The organism is Candidatus Thalassolituus haligoni, from assembly GCF_041222825.1.
Taxonomy (GTDB): Bacteria; Pseudomonadota; Gammaproteobacteria; order Pseudomonadales; family Oceanobacteraceae; genus Oceanobacter; species Oceanobacter antarcticus.
Genome location: NZ_CP139482.1, coordinates 254,300 through 275,329 on the forward strand (window position 1 = coordinate 254,300; position 21,030 = coordinate 275,329).

Below are 21,030 nucleotides of genomic sequence, written 5' to 3' on the forward strand. Positions count from 1 at the left end.
GACCATGCCCGGCTAACATTCTGTAACACGTTCTTCCTCCGAGTTGATTAATCGGTGCTTTACTTAGGTAGACATCTGTTTTTTTGGGGGTAGGGGTGCACTCACATCACCTGCTATTGATTCCGGCTCTGGTACTGGCTCTGACGCTTGGGTTTGCCGACGTCTCTATCCTGCCGTGGGTGCTGTTGGGGATGGCCTCTATAGGGCCGCTCTGGCGCTCAGCTTCCGCCGTCACCGATAACGCCGAGCCGCAAAACCAGGCTGCAGACTTGCGAGTAACCGCTGACCAACTTCGGCATATTAAACAAATGGAGCGTTTGGCGGCGGTTGGCCAGCTGTCTGCCGGCATCGCTCATGAAATCAATAATCCGGTGGCGTCTGTGGGCAGTAATCTGCATGCGATCCGTGCTGACATGGACGGCTTGTTGCGCTTTGTCGGCGCTGTTGATAACGCCGGTAACCGCCTTGATCCCGCCAGCGAGGCCTATCGTCTGATACTGTCTGCCTATCAGGATGAGGGTATCGCCGATATCGTCTCACTGATGCCCGAACGGGTGTCCGACAGCCTCGAAGGGGTTGATCGTATCAGCCATATCGTACGGGATATGAAACGCCTGATGCGAGGTGATCAGGGACCAAAATCCCCCAGTAGCATCAACGACGAACTCAACGCCATTATCAATATTGCCAGGATCGGGGTTGGTGGCGAGCTGACGCTGAACGTCGGCTTGCTGGACGATTGCCCCCCGGTGGTGTGTAACCCTGCACTGGTTGGGCAGGTGGTGCTGAATATCCTGGTGAATGCCATTCAGGCGGTGGATGAGCGTTATGGGGAAGTGAGTATTTATCAGCGGCAACATGCCCACGAGCTGGAAATTGTTATCTCGGATAATGGTATCGGCATCGGTGCGGATACGGTTGCCCGCGTATTTGAGCCATTTTACACCACCAAGTCGGCGGATGAAGGTACCGGCATGGGCCTGGCGTTAAGCCAGCAATTGATCGAGGAGCATGGCGGCCGTATTGAGCTCGAAAGCGAACTCGGTGTGGGCAGCTGTTTTCATATTTATTTACCCCTGATAGCGGAGGAGAGTAACCGTGTTTGAAGAGTGTCTGGCGCAGGAAGAGAGCGTCAAGGTTGGCCGGATTCTGCTGGTTGACGATGAACCCGCCATACTGCAAGCTCTGAAACGACTGTTATGTCGACAATATGACGTTGTGACCGCTGGCAGTGGTCAGCAAGCGCTGGATTTGCTTGAACAGGAGGCGTTTGACCTGGTCATCTCCGATATGCGCATGCCTGGGCTGTCGGGTGCGGATTTGCTTAAGGTCTGCTTTGAGCGTTGGCCCGAGATGGTGCGAGTGCTGGTGACCGGCTATGCCGATATGGAGTCCACCATTCGGGCTGTTAACGAAGGCAATATATACCGTTATATCAACAAGCCCTGGGATAACGACCAGCTGTGCTCTGTGGTGGCTGATGCCTTACAGTGCAAAATACTGCAAGAAAAGAACGAAAAACTGCAGGCCCGCATCAAGGAACAGAACAAGGAGCTGGCACGCTTTAATCATGAGCTGGAACAGCAAGTGGAGCAAAAAACCGATCAGGCAGGAGCGGCAGAAGCCAAATTGGAAGAAGCTTACCGCAGCCTGGTGCAAGAATTTAACAGCATGGTGCTGTTGCTGGTGGGTATGGTCGAGCAACGTAATGGTGAAGAACCCGGCAGTAGCGAGCGACTGGCGCGCTTGAGCAAGCTGTTTGGGGAATTTGCCGGCCTGGTAGGGCAACCGATTCAGGATTTGTATTACGCGGCGCTGTTGAAAAACATCGGCAAGATTACCTTGCCCGATGCCGTGCTGATTAAATCATGGACAACCATGAACCGACTGGAGAAAAAAGAGTACTCCCGCTTTCCTGTGAATGGCCAGACCACCTTGATGCTGCTGGAACCACTGCAAAATTCTGCCAATATCATTCGCTCGCACATGGAGCTGTACAACGGCAAAGGTTTCCCCGATCGTCTTGAAGGGGATGCCATTCCGCTGGAATCACGCATTTTGCGGATCGTGACGGATTACGTCGACCTGCAGCGCGAACACAACTTTCTTGGCGAAAAACTCAACGAAGACGATACCCGCACCTACATGATCAAAATGGCGGGCTTGCGTTATGACCGCGCACTGATCGATCTGTTGATGGAAGTGCTGGAAGATTTTGATGAAGGTATTGTGCCCAATATGGACCGTATTCCCATCGCGGCAGCCAAGCAGGGCACCATACTGGCAAAAAGTCTGATCAGCCCGGCGGGTGTGGTGCTGCTGTCGGAAGGAACATTACTGACAGAGCGCCATGTCAGTAAATTACAGGCGTTACAGCGTCAGTTTGAAGGGCATCAGATCATGTTGCAGGTTCGCCACCCGGACAGCTCTGGCAGTGAGTGAGGCCGCGTTGACCATCACTCTCAGACCGGTTCGTCGTCCTGGTGGGTCAAGGGCGCCGTGGCGGCAGCGCTGCTGAGCATATGCCCCAGTTTGCTGGCCTTGGTGCTCAGATAGCCTTCATTGTACGGGTTTCTGCCCACTTCGAGGGCGACGCGTTCAATCACCTTGACGCCAGCGTCTGACAACGCTTTTACCTTGCGCGGGTTGTTGGTCATCAGGCGGATCGCATGAATACCCAGGTGGCTCAGCATCGGTTCGCACATGCTGTAATCACGCAGATCGGCACCAAACCCCAATTGCTCGTTGGCTTCAACCGTATCGGCACCCTGATCCTGCAGATGATACGCCCGGATCTTGTTCAGCAGCCCAATGCCGCGACCTTCCTGGCGCAGATACAGCACCACGCCATGGCCAGCTTCGGACACGGCGCGCATGGCTTCTTCCAGTTGATAGCCGCAATCACAGCGCATGCTGAACAGCGCATCACCGGTCAGGCATTCGGAGTGAGCACGTGCCAGCACCGGCTCGCCGTTGCCAACATCCCCCAGCGTGAGTGCCACATGCTCTTTACCCGCGACGGTGTCTTCAAATCCGTGCATGGTAAAGACGCCGAACGGCGTTGGCAGCTTGGACGATGCAATGTATTGGATACTCAAGGCTCTCACCTCCGATAAAACAAGCGGCGTAGTCTATCAGCCCGGACAGCGATCACCCAAGTTTCCCTTGCCTTAAAAGCGGGGCTTCTTGATGTCACAATGGTCAGAATCGCTGGCTCAGGCAGGATAAAAAGCCTGAAAATGGCACACTTTTCATTAATTCTTGCGTTACGGTCGGGATTTTCTTCCTGCCGGAGCGTCTGGTTAACACACTGTTGCACAGGATAAATAGATGCTGATGATCGCCGGAGTTGTTCTGCTGTTGCTAGCGCTGATCTTGCCTGGCGTCTGGGTACGGCATGTACTTGTTCGCCACAGCTCGGCACGGGTGGATTTTCCCGGTACGGGCGGCGATATGGCCCGCCACCTGGTCAACAAGTTACAGCTGGCCAATGTGGTGGTTGAGGCGACGGAACAGGGGGATCACTATGATCCGCAGCAGCGTGCAGTGCGGTTGACAGCGGACAAGCTGGACGGAAAATCGCTGACGGCGGTCGTGGTGGCAGCCCATGAAGTGGGTCATGCCTGGCAACATCAGCGTGGTGAACGCATGTTTTACTGGCGCCAGGGGCTGGTCGCACTGGCGATCTGGATGCAGCGCCTGGCCCCGGTGGCGCTGCTGCTATCGCCCTTGCTGCTGGCGGTACAGCCGGGTTTATCACGCTGGACTCTGCTGGCAGCGGTACTGGCGATGAGTATCAATGCGCTGGTGCAATTGGTGACGCTACCGGTGGAGCTGGATGCCAGCTTTAACAAAGCCTTGCCACTGTTACAGCAGGGCCAGTATCTGGATCAACAGGATATGGTTGCCGCGCGACAAATACTAAAAGCGGCAGCGTTAACCTACGTTGCCGGATCACTGGCCAGCCTGCTGAACGTCTGGCGTTGGCTGCGTTTTCTGAGGCGTTAAGTCGGCTCGCTGAAGGGCTCGGTATTGCACTGTACGTCGTGCACCGGCGGTTTGATCTGATCTTTCTACATGAGTAACGGAGCGGTGATGCCGTGTTTTGACTCTTTCCTGTTCTTTCCTGTTTTTCCTAAGACTCTCCTAATTCTTGTTCGGTAGCTTCTGCTGTGTGAGTCCATCACTTTGAACAGGAGCGACAACGATGCAATTCAAAACATTCACAATGCCACTGGTATTGATGGCTGGCATGACGACGGCTGGAGCGGCTTTGGCGGCGGTTCAGTCTTCAGAGCAAAACGGGCAACAGGCTGACCACGGCTATTTTGAGCACATAACCCAGGCTGCTGAACGACTCCTCAGCGATGGCTGTGCAGAGCTGCAAGATAATGACGCCCGAGGTATTGAACAGGCCGGAATCAGTCTTGCTGAAGCGATTTCCCTGGCTGAAAACCAGCTTGGTGGTATGGCTTCTCGTGCTGCTCTGGAATGGGACGACGGAATGTCGACATTCGATATCGAGATTGTCCATGGTGACCTGGTGATGGATGTGACTCTGGATGCTCGTGATGGCCAGGTGCTGGCGGCCAGTAGCGATACGCCAGATGGCGAATACGACGATGAAGACGAGGGCGAGGGCGATGACTGATTCCAACCCCCAGCCTGAACCGTCGTTACTGGCCGATCAGGCATTGACATTGGCAGGCTATCGGGAACGAGACAGGAGTTACTACCCGACGACAGAATCACTGCTCAATAAAGTGCCAGAGATCACGTTGTACTTCTGGTTCATCAAGGTGCTGGCGACGACAGTCGGCGAAACCGCCGCGGATTTTCTGGATGTGAATCTGGGTTTGGGGCTAACCGTCACATCAGCGATTATGGCTGCTCTATTAGCGGTCTGTCTGGTTGGACAATTACGGGCCGATCGTTATGTGCCTTGGCGGTATTGGGTCTCGGTGGTGTTGATCAGTGTGGTGGGAACCCTGGTTACCGACAACCTGACCGATAACCTTGGCGTGCCGCTGGGGCTAACCACCGGGGTGTTCAGTGCTGCTCTGTTGGCGGCGTTTGCTATCTGGTTTTGGTGTGAAAAAACACTGTCGATGCACAGCATTGTGACGCGTCGTCGTGAGCTGTTTTACTGGTTGGCCATTTTGCTGACATTTGCCCTGGGAACCGCCGCCGGGGATCTGGTGGCAGAATCCCTGAAGCAGGGCTTTGGCGTGTCGACGCTGCTGTTTGCGGCGGCGATAGCGCTGGTGGCCGGGGCGTATTATGTTTTCCGGATCAATGCCATGTTGGCATTTTGGCTGGCGTACATTCTGACCCGGCCATTGGGGGCCTCGTTTGGTGACTTGCTAGCGCAGCCAGTGGCAGAGGGAGGTATCGGCTTGGGCACCCTGGTGACCAGTGGGCTGTTCCTGACGGCGATTGGCGGGTTGGTAATATGGCTGACGCTGACGGGCAAAGATCTTGTGGCACCGAGGAAATCTGTATGAATGCGCTGAACCAAAACGTGGTGGATGCCAAAGACGTTGTGATGGCCAAAGTGCCAGAAGTGACATTGGCCTTCTGGGCGATCAAGATTCTGGCGACGACGCTGGGTGAAACCGGCGGCGATGCTGTCTCCATGTCGATGAATCTGGGCTATCTCGTCGGCACCGGGATTTTTGCGGCTGTTTTTCTCGTGGCGGTGATTGTCCAGATCCGTGCTGAGCGGTTCCATCCGCTGGTGTACTGGATCACGATTATTGCGACGACGACCGTAGGTACGACGCTGGCCGATTTTGCCGATCGTTCGCTGGGCATCGGTTATGCCGGTGGCACCTTGTTACTGCTGAGCCTGTTGCTGATGTCGTTGTTCAGTTGGCGCTGGACGATGGGATCGGTATCGGTCAGCAGCGTGGCGACGCCAAAAGCAGAGATGTTTTACTGGGTGACGATCATGTTCTCACAAACCCTGGGGACAGCACTGGGCGACTGGTGTGCCGATACGGCTGGATTTGGCTATAGCGGAGCGGCACTGCTGTTCAGCACCATGTTAGCGACGATCGTGGTGGCCTATTATCACAGTCGAATTTCACCAACGCTGTTGTTCTGGGCAGCCTTTATTCTGACCCGGCCGCTGGGCGCCGTGGTGGGCGATTTTCTCGACAAGCCCATCGCATCCGGCGGGCTTGAGTTGAGCCGTTATACCGCGACAGCGGTGTTGCTGGGCGGTATTGCCATTTTGTTGATGGTCACCCGCCAGCGGGCGGCGGCGACATCACACTAATTGAGGTAGTTACGTGCGAATCCTGCTGGTTGAAGATGACCCGATGATTGGAGAGGCGGTGGTGACGGCATTAAAAGATGCCGCCTACGCGGTGGACTGGGTGCGAGATGGCGTATCCGCCACTCATACACTGGCTTTGGGTACTCACGAAGCGGTGTTGCTGGATTTGGGCCTGCCAGGGCAGGACGGTCTGGAGGTGCTGCGACGGTTGCGGGCAGCGGGTAATTCGCTGCCGGTGATCATCGTGACTGCCCGAGACGGTGTCGAAGACCGTATTCGCGGCCTGGATCTGGGCGCGGATGACTATCTTGTCAAACCGTTTGATATTCAGGAGTTGTTGGCCCGCTTGCGGGTGGTGATGCGTCGTCAAGGCGGGCATGCCACGGCGAAACTGGCTAACGGGGTCGTGAGTCTTGATCTGGGCACGCGCTTGGCGCAGGCAAGCGGCAAGGACGTGCTCTTGAGTGCGCGGGAGTTTGCCTTGTTGCAAGCCTTGCTGCTACGGCCTGGGGTGATTCTCGGACGGGATGAGCTGGAAGAGCGTATTTATGGCTGGAATGAAGAAGTGGAAAGTAATGCGGTGGATTTTCTGATTCACGGTGTGCGCAAAAAACTCGGCGCTGCCATTGTTAAAAATGTCCGTGGTGCGGGCTGGATGGTGGATAAACCACTGTGAGTCGTTCACTGCAATATCAGCTAACCCGCAAGCTCAGTGCCGTGATCATGTTGTTTGGATTGATGGCTGCCGTGGCGTCGTTTGTTCTGAGTTTCAGTGAAGCGCGGGAGTTTCAGGACGACTTGTTACAGCAGATCGCGGTGTTGGGGGTCAGGGATACATCGGCTTTAGCGGTCGATATGCCGGTGAGCGACCCGGAATCCCGTATCTGGGTGTTTCATGTACCTGATCACGGGGTTCCTGGCCAGACGGTTCCTGACTGGTTAAGTGCCGAACTGGGCGCCGGTTTTCATACCCTGCCGATGGCGAGCGGTGATCTGCGGGTGTATGTCTATACGCCGGAAAACGGGCCGCGAGTGCTGGTGGCCCAAGCCACAGAAGCGAGAGACGAAGTGGCATGGGCCAGTGCTCTGCGCACCCTGGCACCGTTGCTGTTACTGTTGCCCTTGTTGTGTTGGTTGATGGTGCGGATTCTACAACGTGAGTTTGCTGCTGTCGGGGCTTTGACCAACACACTGGATGAGCAGGAGGCGGAGCGTCTGGAAGCACTGGACGAGGCCGGTTTACCTCGTGAAATATTACCCTTTGTTCAGGCGATCAATCGTTTGCTGCTTAGAGTCGGGGATCTGATGCAGCAGCAACGTCGTTTTATTGCTGATGCGGCCCATGAGTTGCGCAGCCCGCTGACGGCATTGTCGCTACAAATCCAGAATCTGGAGCAGGTATCCTCCCCGGCGGAGTTGCAGCAGCGCATTCAACCGCTGCACCTTGGGATTGGGCGGGCACGGCAATTAGCCGAGCAGTTGCTGGAGCTGGCCCGAACCCAGTCTGTAGCAGAGCCACCAGAACCAGTAGAGGTGCACTCCCTGGTACTGCAACTGTTAGCCGAGTTTCACCCTTATGCCGAGGCTGGTCATATTGATCTCGGGCTGGAGGATAACGCCCGGTGTATTGTCTCTGCCCATCGGGAATCGCTGCGTTTGATCCTCAGTAATGCATTGGATAACGCCTTGAAATACACTCCTGCGGGTGGCTCGGTGACCTTGCATTTATCTCAAGAGCAGAACATGGCGGTGATCGAAGTGATTGATACTGGCCCTGGTATACCGGCAGTAGAATTCAGTCGGGTGTTTGATCCCTTTTACCGGATACCCGGTTCGCCAGGCGTTGGCAGTGGTCTGGGCTTGTCAATTGCGCGCGAAGCCGCAACCCGTAATGGTGGCGTTATGACGTTAGCCCGTGGTGTGGATGGCGTTGGGCTGGTGTTTGGTTATCGTCAGTTGTGCCGTGCGCTTTAGCCGCGAGGCGGATACCGATATCAGCCAATAAACGCATGCGCAGCCTGTATCACTACCCAGGCAAATATCCCCGCCAGCACATCATCAATCATAATGCCAAAACCGCCATGAACCTTCTGGTCGAGCCATTTGATCGGCCAGGGTTTGAGGATGTCGAAGAAGCGGAATAATACAAAGCCGGCCACAATCCATTCCCAGCCAGATGGCACCAGAATGTAGGTTATCCACAAGCCAATCCATTCATCCCAGACAATTCCGGGGTGGTCATGTACGCCCAGGTCGTCGGACGTGCGTTGACATAAATACACGCCGAATGCGAAGCCGGATAGCAGCACCCCCAGATACGGTAGCAATGGCATATCGTGTAGCAATAGCCACCAGATGGGCAAGGCCGCCACCGTGCCGAAGGTGCCGGGTGCCTTGGAGGCAAGGCCGGAACCCAGGCCGAAAGCCAGCCAGTGAGTCCAGGATGTCAATTGAGTTCGAGCCACAGGCCACTCCGTCAGCACGTATCAGCATAAAAGTCATGGTGCAAAGGCAGCGATCATAAGGTGATGCCCGGCAGACTGCCAGTGGTTATCCGGTACGATCGGCCAAGGTCACAGCGTATCTTGCGGGTCGATATCCAGATGCCAGCGCACCTGATGAAAGCCTTTTTGCTGGTGGAGAAAATCGACCAGCGGATCCAGCACGGAATGCAGGCCGGTGCGTTCGCCGCTGAAAAGCTGCAGTTGCTGGCGAAAACGGCCGGCGCGACGTTCCATAATGGCCGGAAATGGCCCGACCAATACCAGAGGACTGAGTTGGTCTGGCTGGTTGCGGCGCTGGGCCGACTGTTGTTGTAAAAACTGGCGAGCCAGTTGCAACAGCTGCTCGGCGAGGTGACGTTGCGGTGATTCGGCCCGCAGCATGGCCATATGGCTGTACGGTGGCAGTTGTTGTTGCTGGCGTTCTTGCAGCAGCGCCAGCGCCAGCGCGTGGTAGCCGTTATCGATCAGCAGGTTCAACTGCGGATGATCGGCATACAGGGTCTGAATCCAGACTTCACCTGGATGTTCGGCGCGGCCAGCACGGCCAGCGACTTGCAATATGAGTTGGGCGGTGTGCTCCATGCCACGGAAATCGGCACTGAACAAACCGGCATCGGAATCGACAATCACCACCATGGTGACCGCCGGAAAATGGTGACCCTTGGCCAGCATCTGGGTACCAATCAACAGCCGCTTACCGGGTGAATGAATATCTTGCAGTAATCCGTCGAAGGCCTGCTTGTTCCGCGCGGTATCGCGATCCACACGGGTAGTGGGGACGTGCGGGAACAGCATCGACAGCTCATCCTGCAACCGCTCAGTGCCTTGTCCCAGAGCGCGGATTTTGTCGCTGTGGCAGTTAGGGCAGAATCCGGGCACTGCCTGCTGAAAGTCACAATGATGGCAATGCAGATGTAATGGCGACTGATGCAGGGTCAGGCGCGCATCGCAACGTCGGCACTCGGCCAGCCAGCCACATTCCTGACAGGCCATCAGTGGGGCATAACCTCTCCGATTGATAAAGACCAGCACCTGACGATTGGCATCCAGATGTTGCTGCATTTTGGCAATCACGGGTTGCGCCAGACCAAAGGTCAGCGGCTGATGCAGGATGCTGTGCAGCTTCATACCCGGCGGCTTGGCGTTGCCTGCTCGCTGGGTCAGTTTGAGGTGCAGGTAGCGGCCGGTCAGAGCGTTATGCAGCGATTCCAGCGATGGGGTTGCTGACCCCAGCACGATAGGAATCTTGGCCTGTTTGGCGCGCACCATGGCAAAGTCGCGGGCAGAATAACGCACACTGTCCTGCTGCTTGAATGAGCCGTCGTGTTCTTCATCCAGAATAATCAGCCCGAGATCGGGCAGCGGCGTAAAGACCGCCGAGCGGGTACCAATCAGAATCCGGGCGCTGCCATCGCGGCACTGGCACCAGGCCTGCAAGCGTTCACGATCATTCAGGCCGGAGTGCATCAGGGCAACGGGTACATCAACCCGCTCACGGAAGCGTTGCACCGTTTGTGGCGTCAGACCAATTTCCGGCACCAGTACCAGCACCTGCTGACCCCGTTGCAGTACCTGTTTGAGATGCTGCAGATACACTTCGGTTTTACCTGAGCCGGTGATGCCTTCCAGCAGACTGGGCTGAAATCGCCCCAGCTGTTGGTTCAGTTGCATCAGGGCCTTGTGTTGCTCATCGTTAAGTGGCAAGTCGTCGCGTCGCAGTGGCGCGATGGCAGGTATTGGCAGCCGTTGTTGTGTTTCGATCAACCCCAGCTCTGCCAGCCGTCGCAGTTGTGCCAGGGTAAAACCCTGGGCCGTCAGCTTGGCATGCGTCCACACCGGTTGCTGCTGGAAACATTGCCACAGCGCCTGCTGTTGCTTGCCGCGTAAGGCAACTTTGGGCTTGCTCAGCGGCTCGGGGTTGGTTTGTGGTTCTGAAGTCTGTGGTTCGGAGTCGATCTGAGGCAGGATAGCCCAACTTTGCTCTTGTGCCTCTTGCAGGGATCCGCCCCGACGCAACAGTGCCGGTATCATCAGCTCCAGCACTTCGCCAGGGCTGTGATGATAATAGCGCGCTAACCATCGCCCCAGTGTCAGCTGACTGGCATCCAGCAAAGGTTCATCATCAAGACGTTCCAGCAAGGGTTTGAGCTTGCCAGCGGGTACATCCGTCGTCTGCGCGGTGCCGACCACGATGGCGGTCAGTAATTGCTGGCCAAAGTTAACCCGTACCCGCTGTCCGGGCTTCCAGGTGTCTTCCGGCTCACCAGCGGGAGGAAGATAGTCGAAACAGCGCCGTAAGGGCACTGGTACAGCGACCTGCACGACGTAAAAAGGCATGAAAAAACTTGCTGACAAAAAAGGCTCTGGTATTATGCGCGTCCTTATTGTCTGTGCAAGGGGCTGATGCGCGGTTTACCGCAGGCATTACTCCATGGCGACAGCGAGTATTTGAAGTTTTTCTTAACAGTAACGCGGTGCCTGTCCGATGGTCGGAAGGTGGCGGCGTGAAGACCCGAGGTGCCCCATGAAACAAGATATTCATCCTGCATACGCTGAACTGACCGCTACCTGTTCTTGCGGCAACATTGTCAAGACCCGCTCCGCCAAGCCTGGCGAAATGTATCTGGACGTATGTTCCGCTTGCCACCCTTTCTACACCGGCAAGCAGAAAACAGTGGATACCGGCGGCCGTATTGACCGTTTCAACAAGCGTTTCGGTGGTTTTGGCAAGAAGTAATCCCTGTTTCTGCCAGAATTCCGCAACACCAAAACCCGCTTCGGCGGGTTTTTTTGGGTCTGAGGACAATAACAACAGCAGCTCTGAGTGGCCAGGAGGCCAATGCCTGAATGGCAGCATAGGTAGGAGGTAGAGTGGCTGGTGGTGCAGAAAAGACGAAAAGACCATGCCGACAAGCTCACCCGGCTGACTTGGTCGCCCGGTGAAGAAGGTCGGCATGGTCGGTAACCTTATTGCTCGCAGTTGTATTTTTAGCAGCCGTTAATGTTTAATCCATATCTGGCTCAAACAAGTTCCGTTTCATATAAAATTTCACCCATACTGCCGCAATAATACTCAACAGCAGCAAGATACCACCGGTGATGCTGTATACCATATGGGTCATTTCTGGTGCCGGAGAGTTATTCAGGGCAACGTACAGCATGGCAATAATCCCGAGAACTTGCGGTAACGGGTAAAAGGGTGTGCGGTACGGACGGACATGATCCGGCATACGTTTACGTAATACCAATACATCAATATGTGCCACGCTGTAGGCCAATAACCAGCTGGTGGTAGCGGCGATAATCAACATGATCAGAGAATCAATACCAAAAATAAAATAAGGAATAGTGGTTAAGCCTGCCATCATCACAATACCGACCCAGGGAGCATCAAAACGGTTATGTGCTTTTAATTGTGGGAAAGCCTGGCCTTCGTCCGCCATGCCTTTCAGCATTCTGGGCACCGCCGCCAGAATGGTATTCATTGTGCTGCAAGTAGCCGCCAGAGCCATTATCGTGGCAATGATCAGACCGCTTTGTCCGAATACCGCCTTGGCATAATCCAGGAAGGGCAGTGGCGAGCCGAGCAAGGTATCCAGATCCAGATAAAGGCTGGCACCAAAAATAAAGGCAACAAAAATAGTAAAGATAAAAAACAGCGATAAATGCATGGCCATCGGAATATTTTTCTGCGGGTTTTTCACCTCATTGATCATTGGGCAAATAAACTCGACCCCGACCATGGTCCATAATGCCAGGCCAATCAAACCAATAAAGCTGCCATCCATAATACCCGCCATACTCCAGTCTACTGTGGCACCTGTCAGAGTAGGGTGTGGTTCGGCAGTACCGGTAATGGCCACCAGACCAGTAATAATCAGGGCACTGACCAGAATAAAGGCCAGAATATTCTGTACTTTGGCAAAGACATCGGTACCAACCAGGTTGGTAATAGTGAATACCAGTAAAATAAGCAGAGGAATCAGTTTTTCGGGTAATACGCCGGGTAGCAGTTCACCCAACATAGCATCGACCAGAAACATCTCAACGGGCAAGGCTAATACCGCCACCACCACATAACCGGCAAAGACAGATACAATCGCCGGAAAGTGTCCGATGGCTTTTTGTGTATAGGTTGCCAGCGTCCCTTCTTGCGGGAACATCAACGACAATTCTGCAAAACTCATGGCGTTGAATTGCGCCAGCATCAAGGCGACCAACATGGCGACAATAAAGCTCAGACCGCCAATGCCCAAGCCTTGTAGCGCTGAAATCATTGCTCCCTGAACAATCACCAGGCCAATACAAACCGCCATCATGGTCAGCAGACCAATTTTGACTTTTTTATCCGTCCCTGCTTTTTGATCAATCGATTTGGTTGTTGCTGTGTGTGCCGTACCGCTCATGTTCTGTACCTCGTGTGAGTAAAACCGTTGTTAGGTATGTCAGAGTCGATCAAACCGGTAAGGGTCTGGGTCGATAATGGGGGCCACATTGGCGACCAGGTCTGCCGCCAGCTGTCCGGCTGCTGGCCCGGTACCAAATCCGTGCCCTGAAAACCCGGTAGCGATCGTCAGGCCAGGAATGGCACCGATATGGTCGATCACCGGATTGGAATCAGGGGTTACGTCAATCACGCCAGCCCAGGCTTCTTCTACCCGAGCCTGCTTGAACGCCGGCCAGGCATCGGCAAGATTAGTGAGTGCCTCTTGATTGAGGCCAGGGTTAAAGGCTGGGTCGAGAGTACGAATCTGTTCAAAGGGTGAGCGGCTGCCAGCTCCCCAGCGCCGGGCCAGTGCAAGGTCTTGCAGAAAGGCACGGCCTAACGAGGTACGCAAAAAACTGCGCTGGGTACGCAGCTGAGTGAGATAACGCCAGCCGATCAGTAGATGGTCGAGAGTAATCGGAGCATCCAGAGCACCCCGCTGGGTGATAATAAAACCGCCCCCTTGATGCTTTCTGAAAGAGAAGTCCGGGCCACCCACCGAAATATTGGTTGGGCCAATCATGGGTTGGGTGCGTAATACCGAACAGATCAGTGGCAATGTGGGTAACGACACCCCTTGATTACCGAGGAAACGACGGGACCAGGCGCCGCCAGCCAGCAGTACCTGCTCACAGCGTATTCCACCTTTTTCGGTGACAACGCCACAGATCTTGCCGCCCGCCGTCGACAGCGTCCGGACAGCACAGTGCTGAATCAGTACCGCGCCTTTGGCAATTGCCGCCTTGGCGATGGCACTGGTAGCGATGGCCGGTTCTGCACGGCCATCCGACGGCGTATAAATGCCGCCTCTCCACTGGCCCTGACCTCCTGGTACGTGGCGATCGATGTCTTTGGCGGTCAATAATTGCGAGTCCAGCGACAGTGATTGCACTGAATCTGACCAGGCTTCGTGCATGGCCATTTGTTCTGCGGTTTTGGCCAGAAACATAATGCCGGACTGCTGATAGCCCACCGACTGACCGATGCGTTCCGGCATCCCGGCCCAGAGTCGATCGGCCGCCAAGGCCAGAGGGACATCGGCAGCATGACGGCTGGTTTTACGTATCCAGCCCAGGTTGCGTGACGACTGCTCGCCAGCAATGTGGCCTTTTTCCAGTAAAACCACGGGGATATTACGTTCCGCCAGCGCCAGCGCGGCACTGATACCGACAATGCCACCACCGATAATAACGACGGTGGTGGCGTCAGGTAATTGATCGGTGGTGTGTACTGCTTCCAGTGTTTTGGTCATAAGCTTGCTGCCGACTTCAACGGGTTTCCGGGTATCACCTGACACAATCAGGCGATGGTGATTGTTTCTACGGTGGCTTGCGAGGCGCCACGGTAAGCGGTGACTTCCAGTTCCACCTTGTAGACGCTGGAACCCAATGGCGGGCAAGTCACGGTAGTGGACGGATTGATGCCCTTGAACTTCTCACCAATCAGCGTCATCACTGTATGCACGTCGGCAGGCTCCTGAATAAACACTCGTGAGCACACCACATCCGCCAGGCATGAATCGGCTGCCACCAGTGCGGCTTCTATGTTGCTGAACACCTGGTGTGTTTGCCCCAGTACGTCGTCAGGAATCTCTTTGGTCAGCGGGTTACGGCCAGCGGTATTGGAAACGTAGAGCCAGTCATCGACGGCAACCAGACGGGAATAGCTGCCGATTTCTTCGAATTTCGAACCGGTTTTTACTTTTACGATTTTGGGCATTTGGAGTATCCCGGCATTGAATGCCTGTAAGTCAGAAGGAGCACCGCCAACGACCACTGGGACGTTGGCAATTAGCAGAAGCGGCTAGCGCAGCTCCGGGGTATCCCAAAGGTTCAGCTTGACGCCAATACCCTGTTCAATCGCGCTGCGATAAATCACCGTGGCCCAGGCGACGTCTTCGACCGGCATACCACCGACCGACAAAATGATGATTTCTTCATCGTTGGTACGCCCTGGCGTGGCTCCGGCAGTGATAGCACCAAGGTCTTCCAGTTGATCGAGGGACAGTTTTCCTTCATTGACCATATCCATAAAACGGGCGCCGATAATCGGAATATACTGGTGAGCCGGTTTGGGTACTTCTTCGAACCAGGCCTGATATAGCCCGGTGTTATCCAGCACTTTACGGACATCGTTTTGTTCCATGGCATCATCCAGGCGACAGTACGCTGGCATCGAAAGGAAACAGCCTGGTTTGACCCATTCCCGTTTGACTTCCGGGTAGCTGGATATATCACCGGTTTCGTTGGAATTACAGTAAGTGACGATATCAGAATCACGTACAACGTCTTCCAGACTATCCACAACAGTGATGGTTGTAATCTGTGGGTAGGTTTCTTTTATCCAAGTAATAAAACTATCGAGACTTTTCTGGCCACGACCTTTTACTTTAATGGTATCGATATCCGGGCAAGTGGCCATAAAGGCCGCAATAGAGGTTTTACCCATAACGCCAGGCCCCAATAGACCCACCGTTTTGGAATCTTTTCGAGCGAGATGACGAGCTCCTACACCTGGCACGGCTCCGGTGCGATAAGCCGACAGCAGGTTGGCTGACATATAAGCCATGGGGGCACCGGTATCAATATCATTCAGAATGAACATCAAAATAGAGCGGGGTAAACCTTTTTCACGGTTGGCGATGTTCGAGCCATACCATTTCACCCCACAGGTCTGGAATTCACCACCCAGATAAGCAGGCATCGCCATCAGACGACGGTCGGCAGTGGGTTTTGGCATGGTTGGAAATGGCGACTCTTCCGGAAAGGTAATCATGGCACCATGAGAATCACTATTTGGCCCCGCCATGCGATAATCACCTTGGTGTAATAAGGTGAACATGCTTTCCATGGTATCGACACATTTGGCCATATTCATAACGCCAGCTTTGATCATGTCTGGCTCGGAAAGATAAATAAAATCGATTTTCGTATTCTCTGACATAACATCACCTTGGATCTGTGAATGAGCACTTTCGTACTTGTATTCAGCTGCCATGCACTCATCAGAATAAATAATGATTGGCCAAACTAATGAACCGGGCTAGCTGTGGAAAGATATAATCCTAGACGGAGAAAAATCTCTCGTATTGAACTTTTGCGACATGAAATCAAGAAAGACAGACAGCAAAATGTTTGGCACTTTCTTTGCTTGAGATGGCGTATCCTAGATATATTCAGCGAGCGAATTTAAGCCATGTCTCATGCTTCCCTTGTTCGTTATCTTGCTGGAATTCGCTCCAAACAACCCTGGTTGGTGCTTAATTCTGCCGAGACATTTTCTCTGTCGGGGTCGGATAATCCGGTTATTTCCCACTTCTACAGTTTTGAAGCCAAAGATTCCACCGAAGCCACGTTTGCGATCCCGGATGGCTGCATCGACATCTTATTTGACTGTGACCGCAACCAGCCGACAGCCGAAGTCTTTGGCACGCCGATGAAAGCCATCGACATCGACCTGAGCAGCCATCATCGTTATTTTGGTGTGCGATTTGTGTCTGGTGCCATGCCCGATTTTCTGAATGTCTCGGCGGAAGAACTGATTGAGCAGCACTATGGCTTTCAGGAGCTGGTTCCTGAGTCAAATCAAGTGTTTGAAGAGATCGTGACAAGCACAAACTTTGCCGAACAGGTGGCTTTGTTTAGTCAGTTTTGTGCAGGTAAGGCGGTGCGTAAATCGTCAAATTTGACGGCCCAGGCAGTGCGCAGTATCTGCGAAAGCCATGGCAGTATTCATATTAACGACCTGGAAAAATTAACCGGCTACACCACCCGCTCGTTGCAGCGTCAGTTTCGGGCCGACATGGGCATGTCACCCAAGGCATTCAGCCAGATCATACGCTGCCAATCGGCGGTTTATGATATTAATCACAGTGATCAGGTGGCCTTTTCGGACTTGGCATCCGACCTCGGCTTCAGCGATCAATCCCACTTTTCCAGAGAATTCAAAAAGCAGGTTAATGCCACACCGCTTGACTATCTCAAGCGTGTGAAACACGGAAACTACTTGGAGCGCATCCGTTATTTATGACCAATCCTCGTTCATCCAAAGCCATTCCGCACTAAACTTGTGCTGAAACGAGTGGCATAAACACACCCGACGAGGCGCCTCGCCGATCTTGACGGTCGCGAGACGGATGAAAACGTCTGCTTTGGCCAATATTAGCCGCGCTTGTCGGCCACAAACGGGTTGGTTTTGCGCTCATGGCCAAAGGTGGAGCGGGGGCCATGGCCAGGTATAAATTCAATTTCATCCCCGAGTGGGAACAGCTTGTCGCGAATCGAACGGATCAGATCAGCATGATTACCCTGCGGAAAGTCGGTGCGGCCAATCGAACCGTTAAAAATCACATCACCCACTAACGCCAGTTTTTGCTCCGGCTGGACAAATACCACATGGCCGGGGGTATGACCCGGCGTATGAATCACATCCAGAGTCACATCGCCAACCGTGACCTGCTCGCCGCCAGTCAGCCAGCGATCTGGAGTAAACATCTCAACATCCGGCAGACCAAACATCTGTGCCTGCTGCGGCAGTGCCTGAATCCAGAAATTGTCACCCTTGTGCGGCCCTTCAATCGGTAACTGATAACGTTTGGCCAGCTCGGCCGTGCCGCCAACATGGTCGAGATGAGCGTGAGTCAGCAGAATTTTTTCCGGCTTGGCACCCATGGCATCGAGTTTGGCGATAATCCGCTCAATATCACCACCAGGGTCAACAATGGCAGCCCGGTGCGTGGCTTCACACATCAGAATGGTGCAGTTTTGTTGGAAGGCAGTTACCGGCACGGTGGCAGTGATCAGGGCCATGGTGGTTGGTTCTCTCTGACGGATAGTGATTCTGGAGGTGATTATTCGGACGATGGTCAAGTTGTGGCCACTGTATCAGAATTTCTTCAACGTCGGCGTCTGGCCCTGATAGCGGGGCATCATCATGCCGAGATCGGCGTTGATATAGGTGGGGTCGGCCACCAGGTAGCGTTTGCCTTCAAACAGCCAGCCGCTGCCGGTTATAGCGGTGTCTGTGGCGTTCATGGCAATGGCGGTGGCGACGTGGCCGGGTAATTCGACAATCAGCACATCGGCATCGAGTAGTTGTTTTGCCAACCAGCCAAACAGGGCGGCGCGGTCTTCGCAGTCGGAATAGGGGTAGTGCAGGGTTTCCAGTGGAAACAGGTAGTTTTCACTATGGAACTGTTCGGCGTCGGTTTCATAGCGAAAGCCGGTTTGCACCAGCCGCAACAGGTAGTTGATTTTGCTCTGGCGATCGTTCAAGCGGGCCAGTCTGGGGCGCAATTGCTCCAACAGCTGGTTGGCGGTTGTGGCGGGCAGTCCGGCCTGGAAGTAACCGGGCAGTGCCAGTTGTGGGTAGGTTGCCAGGTAGTCGCTGTAGTCGGCCGGGTAGCTGACCTTGAGATCCTGCTGCTGGCCTTGCCAGTTAAAGCTCACGGTGCGTGTTTCCTGAGCGCCACCCGGAATAAAACGGTAGGGGTCGGCAAAGCCGATGGGTCGGGTGCCGAGTTCGTGAGCGCCTTGATAGGTTTTGACGGTGCCAATCCCCAGCGGTTGTTCTCCGGGCTGCAGTGCGTAATAACGTTGATGGTCGAGTTCAAAGTAGGTAACGCCGTAAAGGGCTTCTTGTGCTGGCAGTAACAGGTGGATCTGCTGGTCATAGGCGACTCTGGCATCAAAACCGGCTTTTACCAGTAAAAACCAGCAGCTCAATACCTGGCTGTCCGGGTCGTTATGCAGGGCGTGGGCAAACTGGTTAAACAGCAAGGCGGTGGCCCAGTCGTTCAGTTGCCAGTCCGCAGCGGCGGTTTTTAATGCGCTGACAAGGGATTGGTGCGGGGTGCTGGCGAGTTGCTGCCAATAGGCCGCAATGGTCTTGTTATCGGGACGGCCGCTGAAAGTACTGTCGAAGCCTTCGGGAATGTCGAGGCTGAGCGTTCTGCCATAAAATGCAAGTTGCACGGTGTTGGCGCTGGTCGGCAGTTGTTCTGGAGGTACGATGGCGATGCGGGGTGGCGGAACGGGTACCGGCGGCGCTTGCTCGGGCGAGGGTATGGGTGACGTTGGCTCGGCTGGCTGGTTATCTGCCGTTGGTTGTTCCGGGGTGTCAGTGGGCGGGGCGATCGGGATTTGATCCGGTTTGGGTTCGGGGTCGCGCTGTTGGGCCGGTTCGACCTCGACGTTTTTCCAGCGTTGGTTCAGAAACGTCAGAAAGGCGCGGTCGTTTTTATCCAGATAAGACTGATAGTCGGTACGGGTTTGCTGTAACCACTGTTGGTAGTCATCGGTTTGCGAGGGGGTAGCGGCCAGTGAAAGTGAGCAGGGTATCAGCGCAACGGCAGCAAGGAGGCCGCGTAAACCTTTCTGGAATCTGGCGTTCATGGTTCTGCATTCTCCGTTGCTTTCAGGCTCTATAGCTGCGGCGGAGTGAGGGTATCGCGTCCGCCGCAAACCGGAGAGTCGTTTATTTCAGCTTGGCAATTTCTTCGGCCAGTTCATCAAACGATTTTTCGGACTGAAATTTTTGCCACAGTGCCTTGTCGTTTGCCATGGAGGTTTTTAATGCCTGTTCGGCCACCTGGGCCATGGTGTCGGCATTCAGGCCGACCAGTACCACCATACCGCCGCTTGGGGTGGGCATCTGGCGCAGGATTTTGGAGCCGACCAGCGTTTCCTTGGTGATCTGGCGCGTGACCGAGGAATTGACTTTGTCGACGGTTTCGCTATCACCGGCTCCGGTGGTTTCGGCGTACTGCTTGATCATGTTCTGGACTTCAATCCGCATGGTTTGAGCCAGCTCAACACGGGCAGCCGTCGCCGCCATCTGTTTCATAAAGTTGGGGCCAGCGGCGGTTTTGTCGGCATAACCGACGGCTGTCAGATCAACCCCTTCGACCGGTGCACCACACACCCACTCTGGTGCTTCCTTGCCCGAGCCATCGGCAAAGGCGCAGCTGACGGGCTGGGTTTCAATCGACTGATTTGATGAACAGCCAACCATCACCGCGATGGTGGCTGCCATTGCCCAATGTTTACAGGCCATAACGTTCTCCTTGTGTCGTGCTTGTGTTGTGTGAATGGGGCCAGTTCCGTTTGGAAGGCCGACACCCATAATGGTTCATTGTTGCAGTGCTTTTCTGGCGAGTGATTACTTTACGCCAGAAAAGCGACGCTTTTATTGATTTGGTCAACAAGGCTGCGACTTCGAGCTGGTCGCTCAGTGGCCACAGTGCCCACCTGCGTGTGCATGGCCATGGGCCAGTTCTTCGGCTGTGGCTGCTCGGGTGCTGAGAATGGACACTTGGAAATTCAGTGTTTTGCCGGCCAGCGGATGGTTGGTGTCGACATCGGCCATAAACTTGCCAACCTTGACGAGTGTGACCTTGCGCGGGCCATGTTCGGTTTGCACCTCGGCGGTCATGCCTGCGCGCCAGCGTTTGGCCCCTTGCAGGTGTTTTACCGGCACCCGTTTTAGGGCATCGCTACGAGGTTGGCCATAAGCCTGCTCCGGGGTCAGGGTCAGCAGCAGTTCATCACCTGCCGCGTGTCCGCTGAGGGCAGTTTCAAACGCCGCCAGCATCTGGTTTTTACCGTGCATATAAAATACGGGCTCGCCATCGAAGGTCGACTCAATCAGTTGATTATCGGTGTCGGTCATGCGGTAGTGTAATTCAACAACAGTATTGGCAGTAATCATCTTGGTTTCCAGCGTATCGTCCAGCTGCAGAGTATCCGGTTGTCGACCAGAGC

Annotated in this window: 21 protein-coding genes; 10 read left to right on the forward strand and 11 right to left on the reverse strand. The window is 54.6% G+C overall.

Annotated features, from left to right (window positions below):
* Positions 1-95 precede the first annotated feature (95 nt).
* Together SOJ49_RS01180 and SOJ49_RS01185 are read left to right on the forward strand one after the other, a co-directional pair.
* Positions 96-1,106, forward strand: a complete 1,011-nt coding sequence (locus tag SOJ49_RS01180) for a sensor histidine kinase (protein WP_369856397.1) — start codon at positions 96-98, stop codon at positions 1,104-1,106.
* A complete protein-coding gene (locus SOJ49_RS01185; protein WP_369856398.1) occupies positions 1,099-2,442 on the forward strand; it encodes an HD domain-containing phosphohydrolase in 1,344 nt (447 codons plus the stop codon). Before SOJ49_RS01180 ends, SOJ49_RS01185 begins: the two co-directional genes overlap by 8 nt.
* 20 nt (positions 2,443-2,462) lie before the next feature.
* Here the strand turns inward: SOJ49_RS01185 and ribA are convergent, their stop codons facing one another.
* Positions 2,463-3,098 (reverse strand): GTP cyclohydrolase II, encoded by a 636-nt coding sequence (ribA, locus tag SOJ49_RS01190; protein WP_369856399.1) that lies wholly within the window; start codon positions 3,096-3,098, stop codon positions 2,463-2,465.
* Positions 3,099-3,330: 232 nt separating this feature from the next.
* On the opposite strand from ribA, the gene SOJ49_RS01195 reads away from it, so the two are divergent.
* From SOJ49_RS01195 to SOJ49_RS01220, 6 genes are all read left to right on the forward strand, one after another.
* Complete coding sequence (locus SOJ49_RS01195) at positions 3,331-4,008, forward strand: zinc metallopeptidase (RefSeq protein WP_369856400.1); 678 nt, start codon at positions 3,331-3,333, stop codon at positions 4,006-4,008.
* Positions 4,009-4,207: 199 nt separating this feature from the next.
* Positions 4,208-4,651, forward strand: coding sequence for a PepSY domain-containing protein (locus tag SOJ49_RS01200; RefSeq protein ID WP_369856401.1), 444 nt, complete (start codon positions 4,208-4,210; stop codon positions 4,649-4,651).
* Positions 4,644-5,504, forward strand: a complete 861-nt coding sequence (locus SOJ49_RS01205) for a hypothetical protein (RefSeq protein ID WP_369856402.1) — start codon at positions 4,644-4,646, stop codon at positions 5,502-5,504. The genes SOJ49_RS01200 and SOJ49_RS01205 overlap by 8 nt, the downstream gene beginning before the upstream one ends.
* The gene (locus SOJ49_RS01210) at positions 5,501-6,280 is read left to right on the forward strand and encodes a hypothetical protein (protein ID WP_369856403.1); all 780 of its coding nucleotides are present in this window, start codon (positions 5,501-5,503) and stop codon (positions 6,278-6,280) included. Before SOJ49_RS01205 ends, SOJ49_RS01210 begins: the two co-directional genes overlap by 4 nt.
* Positions 6,281-6,293: 13 nt before the next feature.
* On the forward strand, positions 6,294-6,956 hold the full coding sequence (locus SOJ49_RS01215) for a response regulator (protein ID WP_369856404.1): 663 nt from the start codon (positions 6,294-6,296) through the stop codon (positions 6,954-6,956).
* Positions 6,953-8,254, forward strand: coding sequence for a sensor histidine kinase (locus SOJ49_RS01220; protein WP_369856405.1), 1,302 nt, complete (start codon positions 6,953-6,955; stop codon positions 8,252-8,254). The genes SOJ49_RS01215 and SOJ49_RS01220 overlap by 4 nt, the downstream gene beginning before the upstream one ends.
* Positions 8,255-8,274: 20 nt before the next feature.
* Here SOJ49_RS01220 and SOJ49_RS01225 read toward each other — a convergent pair whose 3' ends face one another.
* Positions 8,275-8,745, reverse strand: coding sequence for a phosphatidylglycerophosphatase A (locus tag SOJ49_RS01225; protein ID WP_369856406.1), 471 nt, complete (start codon positions 8,743-8,745; stop codon positions 8,275-8,277).
* A 108-nt stretch (positions 8,746-8,853) separates the two neighbouring features.
* Complete coding sequence (locus tag SOJ49_RS01230) at positions 8,854-11,121, reverse strand: primosomal protein N' (protein WP_369856407.1); 2,268 nt, start codon at positions 11,119-11,121, stop codon at positions 8,854-8,856.
* A 187-nt stretch (positions 11,122-11,308) separates the two neighbouring features.
* Here SOJ49_RS01230 and rpmE point away from each other — a divergent pair, with 187 nt between their 5' ends.
* On the forward strand, positions 11,309-11,521 hold the full coding sequence (gene rpmE / locus SOJ49_RS01235; RefSeq protein WP_369856408.1) for a 50S ribosomal protein L31: 213 nt from the start codon (positions 11,309-11,311) through the stop codon (positions 11,519-11,521).
* Between the two features lie 268 nt (positions 11,522-11,789).
* On the opposite strand, the gene SOJ49_RS01240 is transcribed toward rpmE, so the two are convergent.
* The 4 genes from SOJ49_RS01240 to SOJ49_RS01255 form a co-directional block, all read right to left on the reverse strand.
* Positions 11,790-13,190 carry an APC family permease gene (locus SOJ49_RS01240; RefSeq protein WP_369856409.1) on the reverse strand — a complete coding sequence of 467 codons (1,401 nt, stop codon included), beginning with the start codon at positions 13,188-13,190 and terminating at the stop codon, positions 11,790-11,792.
* Between the two features lie 39 nt (positions 13,191-13,229).
* Entirely contained in the window at positions 13,230-14,522 is a 1,293-nt protein-coding gene (locus tag SOJ49_RS01245; RefSeq protein ID WP_369856410.1) for an NAD(P)/FAD-dependent oxidoreductase, read from the reverse strand.
* 47 nt (positions 14,523-14,569) lie between these two features.
* Positions 14,570-14,989 (reverse strand): Rid family hydrolase, encoded by a 420-nt coding sequence (locus SOJ49_RS01250; RefSeq protein ID WP_369856411.1) that lies wholly within the window; start codon positions 14,987-14,989, stop codon positions 14,570-14,572.
* An 84-nt stretch (positions 14,990-15,073) separates the two neighbouring features.
* Positions 15,074-16,213: a tyramine oxidase subunit B gene (locus SOJ49_RS01255; RefSeq protein WP_369856412.1), complete on the reverse strand. Its 1,140-nt coding sequence runs from the start codon at positions 16,211-16,213 to the stop codon at positions 15,074-15,076.
* A gap of 252 nt (positions 16,214-16,465) precedes the next feature.
* Between SOJ49_RS01255 and SOJ49_RS01260 the strand changes: the two genes are divergently transcribed.
* A complete protein-coding gene (locus SOJ49_RS01260; RefSeq protein WP_369856413.1) occupies positions 16,466-17,299 on the forward strand; it encodes a helix-turn-helix domain-containing protein in 834 nt (277 codons plus the stop codon).
* A 131-nt stretch (positions 17,300-17,430) separates the two neighbouring features.
* Here the strand turns inward: SOJ49_RS01260 and SOJ49_RS01265 are convergent, their stop codons facing one another.
* The 4 genes from SOJ49_RS01265 to SOJ49_RS01280 form a co-directional block, all read right to left on the reverse strand.
* Positions 17,431-18,078: an MBL fold metallo-hydrolase gene (locus SOJ49_RS01265; protein WP_369856414.1), complete on the reverse strand. Its 648-nt coding sequence runs from the start codon at positions 18,076-18,078 to the stop codon at positions 17,431-17,433.
* Positions 18,079-18,153: 75 nt separating this feature from the next.
* Complete coding sequence (locus tag SOJ49_RS01270; RefSeq protein ID WP_369856415.1) at positions 18,154-19,662, reverse strand: hypothetical protein; 1,509 nt, start codon at positions 19,660-19,662, stop codon at positions 18,154-18,156.
* An 82-nt stretch (positions 19,663-19,744) separates the two neighbouring features.
* Positions 19,745-20,323 (reverse strand): LPP20 family lipoprotein, encoded by a 579-nt coding sequence (locus SOJ49_RS01275; protein ID WP_369856416.1) that lies wholly within the window; start codon positions 20,321-20,323, stop codon positions 19,745-19,747.
* A 174-nt stretch (positions 20,324-20,497) separates the two neighbouring features.
* The gene (locus SOJ49_RS01280) at positions 20,498-20,977 is read right to left on the reverse strand and encodes a peptidylprolyl isomerase (protein WP_369856417.1); all 480 of its coding nucleotides are present in this window, start codon (positions 20,975-20,977) and stop codon (positions 20,498-20,500) included.
* Positions 20,978-21,030 lie beyond the last annotated feature (53 nt).

What these genes read in the sequence shown, in the direction of transcription:
- SOJ49_RS01200 (WP_369856401.1), top strand. Translation starts at nt 4,208, where the DNA reads ATGCAATTCAAAACATTCACAATGCCACTGGTATTGATGGCTGGCATG.
- SOJ49_RS01260 (WP_369856413.1), top strand. Translation starts at nt 16,466, where the DNA reads ATGTCTCATGCTTCCCTTGTTCGTTATCTTGCTGGAATTCGCTCCAAA.
- SOJ49_RS01205 (WP_369856402.1), top strand. Translation starts at nt 4,644, where the DNA reads ATGACTGATTCCAACCCCCAGCCTGAACCGTCGTTACTGGCCGATCAG.
- SOJ49_RS01275 (WP_369856416.1), bottom strand. Translation starts at nt 20,323, where the DNA reads ATGGCCTGTAAACATTGGGCAATGGCAGCCACCATCGCGGTGATGGTT.
- SOJ49_RS01270 (WP_369856415.1), bottom strand. Translation starts at nt 19,662, where the DNA reads ATGAACGCCAGATTCCAGAAAGGTTTACGCGGCCTCCTTGCTGCCGTT.
- SOJ49_RS01245 (WP_369856410.1), bottom strand. Translation starts at nt 14,522, where the DNA reads ATGACCAAAACACTGGAAGCAGTACACACCACCGATCAATTACCTGAC.
- SOJ49_RS01280 (WP_369856417.1), bottom strand. Translation starts at nt 20,977, where the DNA reads ATGATTACTGCCAATACTGTTGTTGAATTACACTACCGCATGACCGAC.
- SOJ49_RS01240 (WP_369856409.1), bottom strand. Translation starts at nt 13,190, where the DNA reads ATGAGCGGTACGGCACACACAGCAACAACCAAATCGATTGATCAAAAA.
- SOJ49_RS01230 (WP_369856407.1), bottom strand. Translation starts at nt 11,121, where the DNA reads ATGCCTTTTTACGTCGTGCAGGTCGCTGTACCAGTGCCCTTACGGCGC.
- SOJ49_RS01195 (WP_369856400.1), top strand. Translation starts at nt 3,331, where the DNA reads ATGCTGATGATCGCCGGAGTTGTTCTGCTGTTGCTAGCGCTGATCTTG.
- SOJ49_RS01210 (WP_369856403.1), top strand. Translation starts at nt 5,501, where the DNA reads ATGAATGCGCTGAACCAAAACGTGGTGGATGCCAAAGACGTTGTGATG.
- SOJ49_RS01265 (WP_369856414.1), bottom strand. Translation starts at nt 18,078, where the DNA reads ATGGCCCTGATCACTGCCACCGTGCCGGTAACTGCCTTCCAACAAAAC.
- rpmE (WP_369856408.1), top strand. Translation starts at nt 11,309, where the DNA reads ATGAAACAAGATATTCATCCTGCATACGCTGAACTGACCGCTACCTGT.
- SOJ49_RS01255 (WP_369856412.1), bottom strand. Translation starts at nt 16,213, where the DNA reads ATGTCAGAGAATACGAAAATCGATTTTATTTATCTTTCCGAGCCAGAC.
- SOJ49_RS01250 (WP_369856411.1), bottom strand. Translation starts at nt 14,989, where the DNA reads ATGCCCAAAATCGTAAAAGTAAAAACCGGTTCGAAATTCGAAGAAATC.